The following is a 19,038-nucleotide window of genomic DNA, read 5'->3' as shown; positions in this document are numbered from 1 at the left end:
GTATTGTGAGCATTTTCACCCTATTATAGAAAGAGCCGAGAGGTATGCCTTGGTTGGTAAGTGATAGCTTACTTTTGTTCTCAATCATCCAAGGCGCCCTTACTGAATTGTGGCTTTAGCTTCCTTCACATCACTCTTGAACTGTTCACTTTTTTCTCATATTTAATCCGCTTGCACGAAGAAGAACCACTTAACTGATTTTAGTGCTGGTTACTCCACTGTAATAACTTTTCTTCTAGTAAAGAACGATTGACGGGTTTGGTGAGAAAGTCATTCATCCCAACGTGCTTACAAGCGTTGCGATCACTTTCCATCGCGTTGGCTGTCATGGCGATAATGGGAATATTCTTAACATTTTCACCACTCGCGCCACTACGGATGCGATGTGTGGCTTCGTATCCATCCATCTCTGGCATCTGACAATCCATTAAAACAATATCGAAGCTGTTTTCATCTGAAAGAGCGCTTAAAGCTTCGCGGCCATTGTTGGTAATTGTGCAGTCCAATCCAAGCTTATGCAGCATGCCAGTAATGACGATTTGATTCACTCGGTTGTCTTCGACCACGAGCAGCTTAAGATCGCTATCTAGCGAGTTTGATGTTTGTTTCTCTGGTTGCATTGCCGATAGATAGTTGTGGGTCACGAGTTGCTCGCCCGGAGAAAAATCAGGGCTCGCAATGACCTTAAGTGCATTGAACAGGTCTTTGGTAGTGGCCGGTTTGACAAAGTAACCGCTGAGCCCATTGGTTTGAATGGTTTCTGGCTTAGGAACATTGTCGATCGAGGTCATCATAATCAGTTTCATCGATTGAGTGCTTGGATCGCTGCTCAGCTGTTTACTCAGCTCAAGGCCATCTTTCTCCGCCATCTGCATGTCTAAAAAGGCAACATCAAACATAGGAAGATTATCTTCAGTCCGGCGTTGGCATAAGCTGATGGCTTCGAAAGCACTAGAGCAGGAGATGGCGCTCGCACCCCAGTGTTGCAACTGGCGTAAAATCACCTCTTGGTTTATCGCGTTGTCGTCTACCACCAGAATATTGAGAAGCGAGATGTCTACGCTCGGAATGACCTTCTCTGATTGATCTGACTTCTGTACTAATAGGTCAAAACTAAACTCACTTCCTTTGGCAACTTGGCTAGTGGCCGATACATTGCCCCCCATTAGCTGGCATAACTTTTTGACAATGGCGAGGCCCAAACCAGTACCGCCATAACGTCTTGTTGTCGAGCTATCTACTTGACTAAATTTATCAAATAAAGAGCCTATCCGGTCGGGTGGAATGCCAATGCCTGAGTCTTTGACCGAAGCCTTAAGTTGCCATTGGGTATCATTGTACTCTTCGAGACGTGCAGTGATAATGACTTCACCATGTTCTGTAAACTTAAGCGCATTGCTGACAAGGTTAGCGAATATTTGCCTAATGCGAGTACTGTCACCGATGATCATTGAGTGCTCTACATCAATCGTATCGAGAATGATCTCAACATTTGGATTGGTTAGGCTCGCTGACATCGCCTCTGCAAAATCTCCTAGCATATGTCGTAAGTCGAAGTGTTGCTCCTCAAGCTCTAATTTATCTGCCTCAATTTTTGAAAAATCCAATATATCGTTAAGCAAGGTGAGAAGAGAGAGGGCGCTGGTATGAGCAAGGTAAGCTTGATGAGCTTGAGAGTGGTTAAGATCATTTTCTTGTAACAGATCAAGCATGCCGATAATGCCATTCATTGGTGTGCGAATCTCGTGACTCATCACGGCTAAGAATTCACTTTTTGACAGCGCGGCTTGTTCTGCCTCTTCTTTGGCAAAGATAAGGTCTCGCTCTACCTGTTTCTGCTTCGAAATATCTTTAATGACGCCGGAAAATAACATGCCCTGGCTCGTTTCGACCTGAGCAATTGAAAGCAAGATAGGGAACATTTCGCCCTGTTTTGTCACCGCTTGGAACTCTCGTCCTAAACGCCCTTGTTTATCCACGACGCCGATAATTTTACTGTGTCCTGTGGCTAGGTATTGATCAATATAGGCTTGGTGTAACGCACCGTGCTTGTTTGGCATCAGCTTTTCAACCTGCATACCAATCGCTTCTTGTTCTAAATAGCCGAACATCAGTTGCGCTGCCTGATTAAAGCTAAGGATCTTTCCTTCTCTGTCTATGGTGACAATTCCGTCAGCTGCGGTGTCCAAAATGGCTTCAAGCTTTTGACTGATAAGCTTCTGTTGCTGTTCAGACATCTGTTTCGCTTTGATCTCTTCATCGAGCCTTTCGATTGAAATGGTATTAGAGCGTAAACGTTCTAGCAGCTGGTTAATGGCTTGGGTAATTGAGTCGATTTCTGAGGTTGAAGAGGCAGAGAGTCTAGCGTCGAGGTTGTCTGTATTTAACCCAACGATGCTGTGATTCAAGGCGGTAATAGGATTAATTATTAGTGTTCGAATTGAGAGCCACATTGTTAAAGTAAGTGCTATCGCGGCGGCAACAAAGATAAATACCATCACTTTTTTAATGGCACTTAAACTGCTTAGTGCTTGCTCTGCATCGAATACTACCGACAGTAAGTAGTTGGCTTGACCAAAATACATCTCCTTGCTGGCTTGAAGAATTTGAGAGGGGGCAGCAAGTTTTCCGACCATAAGTGGGCTTGAGTCGCTCATTTGGTCTGATAACCCAAGGTTCACCACCGGGTAGTGGGCATGCTCTAGTCGATTGTAGGTTGCATTGAGTAGATCAAGCATTTTGCGCTGCCAATCGAATGATAGCAGCGACCAACCGACTAATTGATCGCGAAAATAAATCGGGCTGACCACCCACTGAGACAGCTTTCCTCCGCTCTCCGCCGATAAGAACGGATCTTGATTGGGTGTACTTATAATGGTGTCGCGGGTCAATAACTGGCTAAGTTGAGGTTGGGCTTCTAAATCGTAGTTAAGCCATTTTTCGCCGAAGAATTTATTTCCTTGGTAGTCGACGCTTGAAGTGGAAAAGACATACCCGTCGTAATCGATAATAAAAATGTAATTAATAAAGCGACTGTTTTTAATTGAGTCGTTAAGTTCTTGGGCTATGCCTCGGTTGATGCCTAAGTCGAGCGCTTTAATCACATTCCGATTCTGGGCACTAAGCGATGCAATGGACGTGACGTTCTGGTTGTGACCATCAATGATCCCTTCCGCTAGCTCCAAAGATCCACTCAGTTGCTGATACGCTTTGTACTCTAATGCATGCTCTGAATACTTATAGATGTAGTACCCGGCAGCAAAGAACATAACCAAGGTCAGAAGAACAATACTGAGAAGGATTTTTTTGGTTAGCGTCATTGATGATTAAAACCACTGGTAGCTGAATTTTGCCAACTTCTTCTCGTCAAGTTGTAAACGAGAGAAGCTCTCTTTAAAGCCTTGCACATTGTCAGGATAGCCTGTCCATGTGGCTAAACCGTTCGAATAGTTGGCAAAAACATTAGTTGAGACAGGTAAGAGTAAAAGCAGCGTAAACAAGCATCTACTTAACATCGATAGAGGGTTTCTCATCAGAGACCTAGCGCTTTTTAATGATTTTTATTGTTTTAGCTTAGACGTAAATCACTACTTTTGAATGATTGTTAAACGTTATTTTGTTAATAAGATGTGATGTGTGTCCGCAAGAGGTTCAAATTCTTTGGAATCTTCATTCATCTCGAATATCAGAAGTGATTACACTCGCTCTATCAATACAGAGCAGTAATAGGTAAGGGTATGTCAGCTAAAATTCTCGTTGTCGATGACGATCAAGAAATTTGTGAGTTATTGGAAGAGTATCTGACCAAGCAAAGCTATCAGGTTTCGGCCGTTAATGATGGTGAGCAAATGAAAGCCTATATAGAGCAGCAAGGCTATCCAGAGCTGGTTTTACTCGATGTGATGTTGCCCGGTGATGACGGATTTACCTTATGCCAGCAAGTGCGCCGTCATTCGTCAGTGCCTATTATTATGCTCACGGCGGTGTCCGATGATACCGACCAGATTATTGGTCTAGAGATCGGCGCAGATGACTATATCGCTAAGCCATTTAACCCTCGACATCTTAATGCGCGTATCAAGGCTGTATTGCGCCGTGTCAATGTGACGGAAGAGATCCCCGCCAGCGCCAATGCTAAGTCGATTGTATTTGGTGACTGGCAACTTGATCCGTTAGCGCACCGCATTACTCACTTAGAAACCCACCAATCGCATGATCTCTCTGGGAGTGATTTCGCTTTGTTGATGTTGTTTCTCAAGCGTCCTAATGAAGTGTTAGATCGCGATACCATCTCTTTTGCGACTCGTGGACGTGAAGCGCTCCCATTTGAGCGTGGGATAGATGTTCAGCTCAGCCGATTAAGACAGCGACTGGGTGATAGTGCCAAGTTCCCTCACTATATTAAAACGATGCGTGGTAATGGCTATTTGTTGGCAGTACCGGTGAGCTATGAGAGCTAGTGTTTGGAACTGGTTTCGGCAGTTTAAGCCCAACTCATTAGTCAGCCGAACATTAGGTTTAACCTTACTGGCAGTCATTCTCGCGCAAGGCGTTGCTACCAGCATCTGGTATACGGAATCGAAACACAAAGAGCTGGCAGGGATTCGTGACGCTTCAGAAAGCATGGCCAATATGTTCGCGTCTACAGTGACCTTTTTTCAATCTCTCCCCGTTCGCTACCGTCATATCGTGCTCGACCAGATCCGCAATATGGGGGGAACACGCTTTTTCGTTTCTTTCAATAAAGAGCAACTCATTGTAGAACCGATCGAAGATACGCCGTTGAAACTGGCATCAATCGAGGCGATTGAAGGGGTATTACAAAACAAACTGCGTAAAGCAGAGAGTATCTCGGTCGATTTTTCCCATCCAGATAACTTACGTTTACTTAAAAACGATATCTATCTGCATGATCTACCCAAATCATGGGCTCACCATACCCTGACGTTAAATCCTATCGACCCGCCAATCTTAGTGGTGCAGATCGAGCTTGCCTCGCATGAGTGGGTTTATATAGCGGCTCTGCTACCAGCTCCTTACGTTACGCTAGATGACACCTTAATTGGCCGTGAGCAGATTCTGTTCCTGATTTTCTCGACTACGATTTTGCTTGTGCTGACCTATCTATTGGTTCGCCGCCAAGTTAAACCGCTTAAACGATTAGCCAAGGCCGCCAATGAAATGAGCATGGATATTGAACAGGCGCCGCTGCAAGAAGAGGGGGCAAGTGAGCTTATTACTGCCACCCGAGCATTTAATCGTATGCAGCAACGAATCCGACGCTATGTTGCCGATCGTGAGCATCTTTTCTCGGCCATTTCACATGATTTAAAAACGCCTATCACACGCTTGAGGTTGCGCGCTGAGCTTCTGGAAAGTGATACCAAGCGCGAGAAGTTTAATCGAGACCTTGATGAGTTAGAGATGATGGTGAAAGGGGCGCTGCAATGTGTCCGTGATACCGATCTGCATGAAAACAACGCTTATATTGATTTAAGTGAAATGATACAAAGCGTCGTGGAACCTTATAACCAGTATCAAACCCAAGTCGAGTTTAAACCAAAAGAGATGGAACCGATTGTCGCCAAGCCACTGGCGATGAAACGGGTACTAAGCAACCTGATCGAAAATGCAGTTAAGTACGGTCAATATGCCGAAGTAAACGTCCTGGTTGATGATGAATGGATAACGGTAGTCATCTGCGATCATGGCCCTGGTATTCCTGAAGAAAAGCTGGAAGCCGTGTTTGAGCCTTATTATCGCTTGGCAAATGATGAAGATGGACACGGTTTAGGCCTAGGAATCTGCCGTAATATTCTCCATGGACATGGCGGAGATCTCATTATTGACAACTTGCCAAATAGAGGCTTAAGAGCGCAAGTCTTTATTCCACCGAGTCTTGAGGTGTAATGTAACATTGTTGTTACATTGGTTTTACGGTTTGTTTCAATCAAAAAATTCTAATTGGATAGACTCCCTTATGTACAAGCAAGAACGCTTGGGGTCATTAAGCAGTTGGCCTGAATGTCTAATCCAATACATGGAAGATAATAATGAAACTTAATAAAACCCTACTTACCCTCTCTCTACTTTCTGCTGCTAATTTTGCTAACGCTGGTGAAGTTGAAGTTCTTCACTGGTGGACAGCCGGTGGCGAAGCAAAGTCTGCCGCTGTACTTAAAGATATGCTAGAGCAGCAAAACCATACTTGGAAAGATTTCGCGGTTGCTGGTGGCGGCGGTGAGTCGGCAATGACTGTACTGAAAACACGTGCCGTATCAGGTAACCCACCGTCTGCAGCGCAGATCAAAGGTCACGATATTCAAGAGTGGGGCGGTCTTGGCTTCCTTACATCACTAGATAGCACAGGTCAGCAAGAGAAGTGGGATGAAATTCTTCCTTCCGTTGTAACTAAAGTGATGAAGTTTGACGGCGAGTATGTAGCGGTTCCGGTTAACGTTCACCGTGTAAACTGGATTTGGGCAAACCCAGAAGTACTTAAGAAGTCGGGTGTAGAACTACCAACAACCCTTGATGAGTTCTTTGTTGCTGCAGACAAAATTAAAGCAGCAGGTTACGTACCTTTAGCGCATGGTGGTCAACCATGGCAAGACGCTACGGTATTTGAAGCAGTAGCACTAGACGTTCTAGGCAGTGAAGATTACAACAAGGCATTTGTTGAATTGGATATGGATACACTGTCTGGCGACAAAATGGTTGAAGTGTTCACTAAGTTTAAGAAAATTCGCGACTACATTGATGCCAACTCTCCGGGCCGTGATTGGAACGTAGCCACTTCAATGGTCATCAATGGTGAAGCGGCAATGCAAATCATGGGCGACTGGGCGAAAGGTGAGTTTACCGCTGCGGGTAAAGTCCCAGGTAAAGACTACATCTGTGCACCAGCACCAGGTACTAACGGCCAGTTCACGTTCAACATTGATAGCTTTGCGTTCTTTGAACTGAGCGACAAAGCAAACCAAAAAGCGCAGCAAGATCTAGCGCGCACCATCCTAACCAAAGACTTCCAAGAAGTGTTCAACCTAAACAAAGGTTCAATTCCAGTACGTTTAGATATGGACATGTCGAAGTTTGACCAATGTGCATTGGACTCTATGGCGACCTTCAAAGCGAGTGCTAAGTCAGGCGACCTAGTGCCAAGTATGGCGCATGGTCTATCGACTACAAGCTACGCTCAAGGCGCGATCTATGACGTCGTTACTAACTTCTTCAATGACGACAAAGCGGATCCACAACAGGCAGCACAAAAGCTCGCGAAAGCGGTTAAAGCTGCGATCTAACTTCCGTAGTTAAATCACACCCCCAAAGGGCGTTCAGGCTTGTGGGGAGCCTGTTCGCCCTTTCCTCTATTTCCGATCAGGATGTTGATCGGCGCGTTATGACGTAAGGACTCGTTATGGAGCATGTTGTAAATCGGTATGAAAAGAAGTCGACAACTAAGGCCAGTTTGGCCGACCGACTTCAACATTGGCTACCGAAAATCGTTCTTGCCCCGACCGTTCTTGTAACTGTGGTTTGTATCTATGGTTATATTTTCTGGACAGCGGCACTTTCAATGACCAACTCCCGTTTTCTACCTAGTTTTAACTTTGTTGGCTTCGCCCAATACGAAAAACTGATGGAGAACGACCGTTGGATCACTTCTATTACCAACCTAGGTGTTTTTGGCCTGCTGTTCATGCTAGTGGCAATTGGACTCGGTGTCGGGCTAGCGATTCTTCTTGACCAAAATATCCGTCAGGAAGGGGCGATTCGTACTATCTATTTATACCCAATGGCCTTGTCGTTCATTGTTACAGGTACGGCGTGGAAATGGATTCTTAACCCAGGTCTTGGCATCGAAAAACTGATGCAAGATTGGGGTTTTAGTGACTTTAAATTTGATTGGCTGGTGAATTCCGATATGGCGGTCTATACCTTAGTGATTGCGGCTGTATGGCAATCTTCAGGTTTCGTCATGGCAATGTTCCTTGCAGGCCTACGTGGTATTGACTCTTCAATTATCAAAGCAGCGCAGATTGACGGTGCGAGCTTACCAACCATCTATTGGCGTATCATTATGCCGTGTCTAAGACCTGTGTTTTTTAGCGCCGTGATTATTACCTCCCACATTGCGATTAAGAGCTTTGACTTGGTCACCGCAATGACAGCTGGCGGGCCAGGGTACTCTTCCGACCTTCCTGCGCTGTTTATGTACGCGCACTCATTCACACGTGGTCAAATTGGTTTAGGTGCGGCCAGTGCGATGATGATGTTAGCGGGAATACTCGCGATTTTGGTGCCTTACCTCTATTCAGAACTTAGGGAGAAAAAGTCATGATGCAAGGAATCAATTTCTCTCGACTGTTTATCTACTCAACGCTGGCATTTTTCTGTGTGGTTTACTTGATGCCGCTGTTTGTGATGGTGATTACCTCTTTTAAAACTTTGCCAGATATTAAAGCCGGTAACTTAATGAGCTTACCAACCGAGTGGGTGTTCGATGCTTGGCTTAAAGCTTGGGACAGCGCTTGTACCGGTGTGAAGTGTGAAGGGGTGAAAGGGTATTTTTGGAACTCGTTCCAAATGGTGATACCTGCAGTAGCCATCTCTACCTTGCTCGGCGCGTTCAATGGTTACGTTGTGACCAAATGGCAATTCCGTGGCTCGAACCTGTTCTTTAGTTTGCTACTTTTTGGCTGCTTCATTCCGTTCCAAGTTGTTCTTTTACCAATGGCAACGGTATTAGGTAAGCTTGGCTTGGCAAATACCACCGCTGGGCTGGTGATTGTTCACGTTATCTACGGTATGGCATTTACTACGCTCTTTTTCCGTAACTTCTACATCAGTATTCCGGATGAGTTAGTTAAAGCAGCCAAACTTGATGGTGCCGGCTTCTTTACCATCTTCTTCAAGATTCTACTGCCGATCTCAACGCCGATTATCATGGTGACCGTCATTTGGCAGTTCACCGCAATCTGGAATGACTTTTTATTTGGCGTCGTCTACTCAGGTTCAGAGACCCAGCCGATTACGGTGGCACTCAACAACTTGGTCAACACCAGTACTGGGGTGAAAGAGTACAACGTTGACATGGCAGCCGCGATTATTGCCGCACTGCCGACACTCTTAGTTTATGTATTAGCAGGGAAATACTTCGTTCGCGGCCTAACGGCTGGATCGGTAAAAGGATAATTATTATGGCAACACTAGAACTTAAACAAATCCGTAAAACCTATCCAAAGGCGGACCAAGAGACGCTGAAAGGTATCGACATCAATATCGACTCTGGTGAGTTCCTGATCTTAGTTGGGCCGTCTGGCTGCGGAAAATCGACTTTGATGAATACCATTGCAGGGCTAGAGAACATCAGCTCAGGTGAGATTGTGATTGATGGCAATGACGTGTCTGAGGTTGAGCCGAAAGATCGCGATATCGCCATGGTATTCCAGTCTTATGCGCTTTATCCCAATATGACGGTGCGTGGCAATATCGAGTTTGGCCTTAAGATACGTAAAATGCCGAAGCAGGAGATTGATGCAGAAGTCGAGCGTGTTGCGGCAATGCTGCAAATTGATCACCTGCTAGATAGAAAACCTTCGCAGCTATCCGGTGGTCAGCGTCAACGTGTGGCTATGGGGCGCGCTTTAGCTCGTCGACCTAAGCTCTACTTGTTTGATGAGCCATTATCCAACCTTGATGCGAAACTGCGTGTTGAAATGCGTCATCAAATCAAACGTCTACACCAGCAGCTCAACACCACCATTGTCTACGTGACTCACGATCAGATTGAAGCGATGACTCTGGCGGACAGAATCGCGGTAATGAAAGATGGTGAACTGCAACAGTTAGGCACACCGCAAGAAATCTACAATAAGCCAAACAACATGTTTGTGGCTGGCTTTATGGGTTCACCTTCGATGAACTTTATTAAGACTATGGTGGATCTCGATGGTGAAGATAAGCCAGTCATTAAGGTTAAAGGTAGTAATGGGCAAGAACACCATATTAATTTACCTGCTTCAATGCGAGAGCAAGATGGCAAAGAAGTGGTGATTGGTCTTCGCCCTGAGCATATTACTGATAGTGAAAACCAAGAATCTGATGCGACGACTCAGTTAGATTTAACCTTAGAGGTGCTTGAACCAACCGGGCCAGATACTATCGCGATGATTAAAGTGAACGAGCAGGAAGTAGCATGTCGTCTTTCTCCAGAGTTCGATGTCACAGCGGGTCAGGTTGCGCCTTTGCACTTTGATCTATCTAAGGCGGTATTCTTTGATGCGGCGACCGAGCAACGTATCGAATTTCACTAATGGGTGATTTAATTGATATGTTTATTAGTAACTTTGGGTGAAGTCGACTAAGCTTAGAAGCATGGCATGAAGTTAGTTTCATGCAGAGTGAGTCGAAGTGGGCAGTCATGTCTCCTTACTGCTCATCTCATCTCTAGTAACGAAAATGGCAGCTATGATAGCTGCCATTTGTTTTTCTATTTTTGCATGCTTGTTAAATATGTGTAAATTCACCCGTATTGAAATTTGTGATGGGTGGAATTCCCCCCATTTTAAAAATCTTAATGTGAACTCGATAACGTCATCGATTTATCAATAATCTTAACTATTTGAAAAGTAATAAATAACACTAATTGATTCAGTTTGGCGCGGTTATTGCCCTTATTAAGTATCAACTCCCAGTGATGGGGTTGTTCATTTAACAAGGAGAATAATAATGTTTAAGCCATTGACCCTACTATCTGCATCGATTCTTGCTGTGACCAGTTTTAACGCTGCGGCGAACTGTGATCCGGGCGAGACAGTGATTAAGTTCAGTCACGTAACGAATACAGATAAACACCCGAAAGGTATCGCGGCTTCATTACTGGAAAAACGTGTTAATGAAGAGATGAACGGAAAAGTGTGTATGCAGGTTTTCCCTAACTCGACTCTTTATGATGATAACAAGGTTCTTGAAGCACTGCTTAACGGTGACGTGCAACTTGCTGCCCCTTCTCTATCAAAGTTTGAAAAGTTCACTAAAAAGTACCGTATTTTCGACCTGCCATTCCTATTTGAAGACGTAGAAGCGGTTGACCGTTTCCAAAACTCTCAGGCTGGTGAAAAGCTGAAAAACGCAATGCGCCGCCGTGGTCTACAAGGTCTAGCGTTTTGGCACAATGGTATGAAGCAGATGTCAGCGAACAAGCCGCTTATCTCTCCTGAAGATGCAAAAGGTCTTAAGTTCCGTGTTCAAGCCTCTGACGTACTAGTCGCTCAGTTTGAGCAACTAGGTGCTAACCCGCAGAAAATGTCGTTTAAAGAAGTGTATGGTGGACTTCAGACTAAAGTTATCGACGGTCAAGAGAACACTTGGTCAAACATCTACGGTAAGAAGTTCTTCGAGGTTCAAGACGGTATTACTGAAACGAACCACGGTATTCTCGATTACCTAGTCGTGACGTCTAAAGACTTCTGGAAAGGTCTACCGGATGACCAGCGTAAGCAGCTAAACAAGATCATCCAAGAAGTAACTGAAACGCGTAACTCTGAGTCTTCACGAGTTAACCTAGCGAACAAAAACAACATCATCGAAGCTGGTGGTGAAGTTCGTACGCTAACACCAGAGCAACGTCAGCAGTGGGTCACTGCGCTTCAACCAGTTTGGAAGAAGTTTGAAAAAGACATTGGCTCTGACCTCATTGAAGCGGCTCTAGCTTCAAACAAATAATAACTAAAACCTAGAAAAACATTGGCCCTCTTGTCGGGAGGAGGGCCTTTCTTTACCTGCGATATAGTGAAGTAACTTATGGAACAGTCAATTTTTGCCAGAATTGGGAAGGTGACAGACGCAATTGAAGAGACATTGATTGCGTTCTTTTTGGGAGCAATGACCTTGCTCACGTTCGCCAACGTTGTATTTAGATATGTCTTTAACGACAACATTTTATGGGCACTGGAACTTACCGTGTTCATGTTTGCTTGGATGGTTCTTGTCGGCGCTTCGTACGGCGTTAAAAAGCATTTTCACATCGGTGTTGATGTGGTGATTAACCTTGCTCCGGAGCAACTTCGTAAAATCTATGCCTTGATTGCTGCGGCATGTTGTTTGGCTTTCTCTATTCTGCTGTTGATTGGTTCTTGGAACTACTGGTATCCGTTTGCAACCGAGCGTGCTTGGTACGAAACAGACGATATTCCAATGCCAGAAATGCTGCAATTCCTTGCTGATTGGCTTAATGAAGGCGAGCGCTACGAAAAAATGCCTCGTTTTATTCCTTATATGGCGCTGCCGATTGGTATGGCGCTACTCACGTTCCGTTTTGCTCAAATTACGCTGCAAATCATCTCAGGTAAATTGGACCGCTTAATTGCTGGTCATGAAGCGGAAGAAGAGTTAGAAGCGCTAAAAGAAGAGCTCAAGGATGCTGGTGAAGCGATGGAGCCGAAGAACAACAATAATCAGAACAAGGAAAGCTAAACCATGGAAATCTTATTCTTATTCGTCATGGTGATTGGTTTTATGCTTGTTGGCGTGCCAATCGCAATTTCACTGGGTTTATCAAGTATTGTCTTTTTAATGATGCATTCAGATGCGTCGTTAGCTTCCGTGGCACAAACCCTATTTAATGCTTTTGCTGGGCATTACACCTTACTGGCAATCCCATTCTTCATTCTCGCTTCAAGCTTTATGTCTACTGGCGGGGTAGCAAAACGTATTATTCGTTTCGCTATCGCGATGGTGGGCTGGTTCCGCGGTGGCCTAGCCATGGCTTCGGTTGTGGCGTGTATGATGTTCGCCGCGCTGTCTGGTTCATCACCTGCAACGGTAGTAGCAATTGGTAGTATCGTTATCGCTGGTATGATCAAAAACGGCTACTCAAAGGATTTTGCGGCTGGGGTTATCTGTAACGCTGGTACATTGGGTATCTTGATCCCGCCTTCAATCGTAATGGTTGTCTACGCAGCGGCGACGGATGTGTCTGTAGGGCGTATGTTCCTTGGTGGTGTGATTCCTGGTCTTCTTGCAGGTGTGATGTTGATGATTGCCATTTACATTGCAGCGCGAGTGAAGAATCTACCTAAGCAGCCATTCGTTGGTTGGGGAGAGATGTTTGCCGCAGCAAAAGATGCGAGCTGGGGTCTATTGCTGGTGGTTATCATCCTCGGTGGTATCTATGGCGGTATCTTTACCCCAACGGAAGCGGCAGCAGTCGCAGCAGTGTACTCTTTCCTTATCGCCAACTTTATCTACAAAGATATGGGGCCGTTTGCCGATAAGAAAAACACTAAACCTGCATTAGTGAAAATCTTCCAATCGTTTGTCCATAAAGACACAAAGCATACCTTGTATGAAGCAGGTAAGCTGACCATCATGCTGCTGTTTATCATTGCTAACGCTCTGATTCTAAAGCATGTACTTACGGAAGAGCGCATTCCGCAAATGATCACCGAGTCTATGTTGTCGGCAGGTCTTGGCCCGATTACTTTCTTGATTGTGGTTAACGTTCTACTGTTGATTGGTGGTCAGTTCATGGAGCCATCGGGTCTGCTGATTATCGTTGCACCGTTAGTATTCCCGATCGCTATCGCGCTCGGTATCGACCCAATCCACTTAGGTATCATGATGGTGGTGAACATGGAGATAGGTATGATAACTCCACCGGTCGGACTCAACCTGTTTGTGACCGCTGGTGTAGCCAAGATGTCGATGATGCAAGTAGTGAAAGCAGCACTGCCTTGGGTCGCGGTGATGTTCCTCTTCCTCATTATCGTGACATACGTACCTTGGGTTTCGACCTGGCTGCCGACTACGCTGATGGGACCAGAGATAATAACCAAGTAACCGAATAAAGTAGTGAACATAAAAAGCCCCAGATAGGCAGTTATCTGGGGCTTTTGTTTTTAGGACATTTCTATTTATGGACAGTTGAGTTAATAAACAACTCCATTCATCACTTCCGTTTGATGTGACCAATATAAGCGGCTAGAGATGAACTAGAAGTGAATAGTTTATTCACCTTTATAGTTACTCTTATCTAAGCCATATTTTTGCATTTTGTCGTACAGGGTTTTCCGAGCAAGTTGCAAATGATCCATCGTCTTCTTAATGCTGCCCTCATTCTGGTTGAGCGCTTGTTCAATCAAGCTTTTCTCAAATTCGGCAACTTGTTGGGCTAAGCCTAACTCACGGTTGCTATTCTCAGCGCCATCAGAACCAAACTGAGATAGCCTGCCAAGTAGGACAAATCGTTCAGCTGCGTTCCTTAGTTCACGGACATTTCCCGGCCAGTCATGGCTCATGAGTTGATGAATTTGCTGTGATTCAATTGCTGGCGCTGACTTACCATAACGCGAAGCAGCAACCAGTAAGAAGTGGTGAAATAGAGTAGGGATATCCTCTTTACGTTGTCGCAAGGGAGGTAAATCTAGAGTGACAACATTGAGTCGATAGTAGAGATCTTCACGAAATGTCCCTTGTTCGGCAGCTTGTTTTAAATCGACTTTGGTGGCGGCGATGACGCGAATATCAATCGGGATAAGCTCATTGGAGCCAACTCGCTCTATAACGCGCTCTTGTAATACGCGTAACAAACGAATTTGCGCTTGCAGAGGCATAGACTCGATTTCGTCTAAGAACAGTGTTCCACCTTGAGCATGCTCAAATTTACCTACGCGTTTAACATCGGCCCCTGTAAAGGCGCCTTTTTCGTGACCGTAGAGTTCGCTCTCAATTAGATTTTCAGGCACCGCACCACAGTTGATGGCGACGAAGTTGTTATCTCTACGTGGGCTTTGCTCATGAATAGAACGAGCGAAGAGTTCTTTACCGGTTCCCGTTTCTCCGAATAGCAGGATGTCAGCATTGGTGTCAGAGATATGAACTATGGTATCGCGCAGCGCTTGAATAGAGGGCGTATCACCAATAATTCTAGGGCCAAGTGTTTGACTCGCTTTCAGACTACGTTTGAGCTCTTGGTTCTCAATCGTTAAGTCTCGCTTTTCCAATGCTCGGCGCGTTGTGTCAATCAGGCGATCGATTGGAAACGGTTTTTCGATAAAGTCATAGGCTCCGTTTCTTAGGGCGTTTACTGCCATAGAAATATCGCCATGCCCGGTGATGAGGATCACTGGAATATCAGGGTCTTGGTGCAAAATACTAGACAGAATATTTTCGCCGGAAAGTCCGGGTAAACAGATATCCGTGATCACCACTTTTGGTAAACCATCTTGTTTAATCGCGAGCAGCGCTTCTTCGGCACTTGCAAAAAAGCGCGCTGGAATTTCTTCTAGTTCAAAACTCTGCTCTATCGCAAGGCGAATATCACTTTCGTCATCAATGAAGATTACATCGTACATCTGCATTCCTCGTTATTCTTTAATTGGCAGAGAGATAGCGAATCGCGCCCCGCCCATTGGGGACGTCGAAACCTGAAGTGTGCCACCCATAGCTTGGGTGATCTGCTGCGAAATCGACAGTCCAAGGCCCAATCCGTTTTTCTTGGTGGTATAAAAAGGCTCGAACAGTGACTGCTGCTTATTACTGTCAATTCCCGGACCATTGTCATCGACAAATATAGACAGCTCTTTGCCGCCTACTGAGGTAGAAATGGCGACCTGACGCTGTGTTTGGTCTTCGACAGCTTGCATCGCATTGGTCATTAGGTTGATAAGCACTTGCTCGAACTGAATGGGGTTCAGCTCCACTTCAGGCAATGGTTGTTCAAGCTGAATATCAAGCGCAACTTGTTTAGATTTAAATTGTGGTGCCAGTAACTCTTTAGCGGCGATGATCAGCGGCACAACATCTAACTGGCTGACCTCGTTACTGTCACTTTTACGTGCAAATGAACGTAGCTGATTGCTAATTTTAGCCATGCGGTCAGTCAACGCTGAGATACGCGACAAGTTATCATCAACGCGGTCATACTTATCTCTCTCTAAAAAGCGTCGTCCATTGTCAGCAAAACTACGAATTGCCGCGAGTGGATTGTTTAGCTCATGGCTAATACTGGCTGACATCTGGCCGAGTACGGCGAGTTTAGCCGCTTGAATCAGTTCATCTTGGGTTTGGCGTAAGGCGTACTCAGTTTTGCTGCGCTCATGGATTTCGGCTTGCAGCTCTGACGTCCTCTCCATCACCAAGAACTCTAATTTTTGTTTTGCTTCTGACTGCAACTGCTCGAATTGGCGCTTCTTCAGGTGACGTTGATAAGTGAGCTGAAGTGAAAGATAAGCGATGACAAACAACAGGGTCACAACCAATGAGAAACTCAGTGTTGACCAGAGCAAAGTCGCTTTTGGAGTGAGTACGCGCAATGTTAGATCGTGCTTGGTGAGTGGACGAGATGAAACTAAATACGAGTTCTCGAAGCCAGAAGCGAGCGGATTGCTAAGCTCGGTATGAGGTCGATCCAACTGGCCATCTAGGCCAAAAGAGCGTATGGGTGAGTCCAAATATTGGCGACTATTAAGAATGGTTTGCCTCTGCGCCTCTGATAGTGTCGTTAGACTTTTAAATAGCCAATCATCATTGCTCGACATGAAGATTACGTTGTAGCTGTCGGTGGCGACAAAGGTGTTGGTTCTGTTTTGCCAGTTCGCTTCGATAGCGGTGAGATCCATTTTGATAACGATAACGCCAATGATCTCCGCCGCATAAGTCACCGGGTAAGAAAAGTAATACCCTCTCTGCTTCGAACTGGAGCCTAAGGCAAAATATTGGCTGGGCTTACCTTGAATCGCATTGGAAAAATAGGGGCGCCAAGCGTAGTTACGACCGAGAAATGAACGCTCAAGATTCCAGTTGCTAGAAGCGATGGTATTACCGAACTCGTCTAACAAGTACGCGTCTGTCGACTGAATGGTTTCGTTGACTTGCTCAAGGTAGCGATTGGTAAGCTCTATTTGAGCGCTATTGTGTGGGTGTTGCAGAGCTGCGATCAGCTCTTTATCTTTGGCAATCAGCTGAGGCAGATGCGCGTACTTATCGAGCTTACTCGAAATAAATTCTGCAAAACGTTCAAGCTGCTCTTTGTGTATTGAAAATTGGCGGCTTTCGCTTGAATTCCATATCCAGCTCGAACCGACAAGAACGGTGAACAGGTAGAGTATGAGCAGATAAAACTTGCTGCGCCTGAACGTTAACATCACTTTTCCTGTGAAACTTCCTTAAACATCCATAGCGTAAAGGTTTTTGTTACAAATGTGTGTACTCTGCGCGGCAAACTGAGGGATAAAACCGGACTTAGATCTTGTTTTGATCTTTAAATGAAAAAAAACATTAGTTTCTCTTGAAAAAGGCATTAATGTCCCCATTTCTGGAAACAAAGACTGCTTTATTGATGTTTTTTTTAGCAGTTAAGTGAGTTTTTAGGGTAATCCCGCAGTGATCGTGGGGATCGGCTCGACAGCTACCGATCTGCTCGGTAGAATGCTGCGTCTAAATTTTTATCCTGAGGCTAATCGGAGATACCTTTACCGGACTAGATTCTAAACAACTAGCTCGAAAGGATATCGCTAATTAGTCCGATAATTGAATTGCTCGGTTATCGATACTCGATTTACAAGAGTACTCATAGAGTACAAACAAGGATGGGTCCTTTTCCTATTGAATAGGGCACATACGCTCAGTTATCTGAGCCAGTTTTGAGGTTAATGAATAATGCAAGTTACTGTTGAAACGCTAGAGGGCCTAGAGCGCCGTCTAAACATTACTGTTCCTGCTGCAAACATCGAAGATGCTGTTACTGCAGAACTACGCAACATCGCAAAAAACCGTCGTTTCGATGGTTTCCGTAAAGGCAAAGTGCCTCTAAAAATGGTTGCGAAGATGTACGGCAAAGCAGTACGTCAAGACGTAATGGGTGAAGTAATGCAACGTCACTTCATCGAAGCGATCGTTAAAGAGAAAATCAACCCAGCAGGCGCACCAACTTTCGCTCCAGTTGAGACTAAAGAAGGCGAAGACCTAGTATTCAACGCAACTTTTGAAGTTTACCCAGAAGTTGAACTAAAAGGCCTAGAGAACATCACTGTTGAAAAACCAACAACTGAAGTTCAAGACGCTGACGTTGAAGAAATGATCGAAACTCTACGTAAGCAACAAGCTGGTTGGGTTGAAGTAGAAGAAGCTGCTGAAGAAGGCAAGCGCGCTACTATCGATTTCGTTGGTTCAATCGACGGCGAAGAGTTCGAAGGCGGTAAAGCTGAGAACTTCCCTCTAGAAATGGGCGCAGGTCGCATGATCCCTGGTTTTGAAGACGGTATCGCAGGTAAGACTGCTGGTATGGAATTCGAAATCGACGTAACTTTCCCAGAAGATTACCACGCAGAGAACCTAAAAGGTAAAGCTGCGAAATTCGCTATTAAAGTAAACAAAGTTGAAGCTCGTGAGCTTCCAGAACTAAACGACGAGTTCGTTTCTAAGTTCGGTGTTGCTGAAGGTGGCGTTGACGCTCTTAAAGCTGAAGTTCGTAAGAACATGGAGCGTGAGCTTAAGCAAGCTGTTAAGAACCGCATCAAAGAGCAAGCGCTTGACGGTCTAGTTAAAGAAAACGAAATCGACGTACCTGCTGCACTAATCGATCAAGAAATCGGTACTCTACGTCAGCAAGCTGCACAACGTTTCGGTGGCAACCCAGAAGCAGCTGAGCAGCTTCCACGTGAGCTATTCGAAGAGCAAGCTAAGCGTCGCGTAGTAGTAGGTCTTCTACTAGGTGAAGTAATCAAGTCTGAAGAGCTAAAAGCTGACGATGAGAAAGTGAAAGCACTTATCGAAGAAATGGCTACTGCATACGAAGATCCAACAGAAGTTGTTGCTTACTACGAGCAAAACGAGCAGATGATGAACAACATGCGCAACGTTGCTCTAGAAGAGCAAGCTATTGATGCAATCATCGCTAAAGCTCAGGTTTCTGAAACAGAAGTTAGCTTCAACGAGCTAATGAACCAGCAGCCAGCAGCGTAATAAGCAATAAAGTGCTTACAAGGTTGACTTAGCGTTAACTATTCTGCTAACAATGGTCCGTATGATAAGTAT

General features: G+C 45.1%; 14 protein-coding genes. 10 read left to right on the top strand and 4 right to left on the bottom strand.

Annotated elements, in window-relative coordinates; genetic code table 11:
* Window positions 1-200: 200 nt before the first annotated feature.
* Together LYZ37_RS10145 and LYZ37_RS10140 are read right to left on the bottom strand one after the other, a co-directional pair.
* Window positions 201-3,320 carry a hybrid sensor histidine kinase/response regulator gene (locus LYZ37_RS10145; RefSeq protein ID WP_272785405.1) on the bottom strand — a complete coding sequence of 1,040 codons (3,120 nt, stop codon included), beginning with the start codon at window positions 3,318-3,320 and terminating at the stop codon, window positions 201-203.
* Window positions 3,321-3,326: 6 nt separating this feature from the next.
* Window positions 3,327-3,533, bottom strand: coding sequence for a hypothetical protein (locus tag LYZ37_RS10140; RefSeq protein WP_272785404.1), 207 nt, complete (start codon window positions 3,531-3,533; stop codon window positions 3,327-3,329).
* 204 nt (window positions 3,534-3,737) lie between these two features.
* On the opposite strand from LYZ37_RS10140, the gene LYZ37_RS10135 reads away from it, so the two are divergent.
* The 9 genes from LYZ37_RS10135 to LYZ37_RS10095 all read left to right on the top strand — a co-directional run bounded on the left by LYZ37_RS10135 (window position 3,738) and on the right by LYZ37_RS10095 (window position 13,842).
* Window positions 3,738-4,460, top strand: a complete 723-nt coding sequence (locus tag LYZ37_RS10135; RefSeq protein ID WP_272785403.1) for a response regulator — start codon at window positions 3,738-3,740, stop codon at window positions 4,458-4,460.
* Window positions 4,450-5,910 carry an ATP-binding protein gene (locus tag LYZ37_RS10130; protein WP_272785402.1) on the top strand — a complete coding sequence of 487 codons (1,461 nt, stop codon included), beginning with the start codon at window positions 4,450-4,452 and terminating at the stop codon, window positions 5,908-5,910. Before LYZ37_RS10135 ends, LYZ37_RS10130 begins: the two co-directional genes overlap by 11 nt.
* Before the next feature lie 143 nt (window positions 5,911-6,053).
* A complete protein-coding gene (locus LYZ37_RS10125; protein ID WP_004748526.1) occupies window positions 6,054-7,301 on the top strand; it encodes an ABC transporter substrate-binding protein in 1,248 nt (415 codons plus the stop codon).
* Between the two features lie 116 nt (window positions 7,302-7,417).
* The gene (locus LYZ37_RS10120) at window positions 7,418-8,341 is read left to right on the top strand and encodes a carbohydrate ABC transporter permease (RefSeq protein WP_272785401.1); all 924 of its coding nucleotides are present in this window, start codon (window positions 7,418-7,420) and stop codon (window positions 8,339-8,341) included.
* Window positions 8,338-9,195, top strand: a complete 858-nt coding sequence (locus LYZ37_RS10115) for a carbohydrate ABC transporter permease (RefSeq protein ID WP_004748529.1) — start codon at window positions 8,338-8,340, stop codon at window positions 9,193-9,195. The genes LYZ37_RS10120 and LYZ37_RS10115 overlap by 4 nt, the downstream gene beginning before the upstream one ends.
* Before the next feature lie 5 nt (window positions 9,196-9,200).
* Complete coding sequence (locus LYZ37_RS10110; RefSeq protein WP_239825366.1) at window positions 9,201-10,316, top strand: ABC transporter ATP-binding protein; 1,116 nt, start codon at window positions 9,201-9,203, stop codon at window positions 10,314-10,316.
* Window positions 10,317-10,731: 415 nt separating this feature from the next.
* Window positions 10,732-11,727: a TRAP transporter substrate-binding protein gene (locus LYZ37_RS10105; RefSeq protein ID WP_272785400.1), complete on the top strand. Its 996-nt coding sequence runs from the start codon at window positions 10,732-10,734 to the stop codon at window positions 11,725-11,727.
* Window positions 11,728-11,805: 78 nt separating this feature from the next.
* Complete coding sequence (locus LYZ37_RS10100; protein ID WP_004748534.1) at window positions 11,806-12,477, top strand: TRAP transporter small permease; 672 nt, start codon at window positions 11,806-11,808, stop codon at window positions 12,475-12,477.
* Between the two features lie 3 nt (window positions 12,478-12,480).
* Window positions 12,481-13,842, top strand: a complete 1,362-nt coding sequence (locus tag LYZ37_RS10095; protein ID WP_272279498.1) for a TRAP transporter large permease — start codon at window positions 12,481-12,483, stop codon at window positions 13,840-13,842.
* A 167-nt stretch (window positions 13,843-14,009) separates the two neighbouring features.
* Here the strand turns inward: LYZ37_RS10095 and LYZ37_RS10090 are convergent, their stop codons facing one another.
* Together LYZ37_RS10090 and LYZ37_RS10085 are read right to left on the bottom strand one after the other, a co-directional pair.
* The gene (locus LYZ37_RS10090) at window positions 14,010-15,356 is read right to left on the bottom strand and encodes a sigma-54-dependent transcriptional regulator (RefSeq protein ID WP_239852126.1); all 1,347 of its coding nucleotides are present in this window, start codon (window positions 15,354-15,356) and stop codon (window positions 14,010-14,012) included.
* Window positions 15,357-15,368: 12 nt separating this feature from the next.
* A complete protein-coding gene (locus LYZ37_RS10085) occupies window positions 15,369-17,147 on the bottom strand; it encodes an ATP-binding protein (RefSeq protein ID WP_272785399.1) in 1,779 nt (592 codons plus the stop codon).
* Between the two features lie 514 nt (window positions 17,148-17,661).
* Between LYZ37_RS10085 and tig the strand changes: the two genes are divergently transcribed.
* The gene (tig, locus tag LYZ37_RS10080) at window positions 17,662-18,966 is read left to right on the top strand and encodes a trigger factor (protein WP_239852130.1); all 1,305 of its coding nucleotides are present in this window, start codon (window positions 17,662-17,664) and stop codon (window positions 18,964-18,966) included.
* The last annotated feature ends 72 nt before the right edge of the window (window positions 18,967-19,038 follow it).

The organism is Vibrio tubiashii, from assembly GCF_028551255.1.
Taxonomy (GTDB): Bacteria; Pseudomonadota; Gammaproteobacteria; order Enterobacterales; family Vibrionaceae; genus Vibrio; species Vibrio tubiashii_B.
This window is presented reverse-complemented; position numbering and strand designations above follow the sequence as displayed.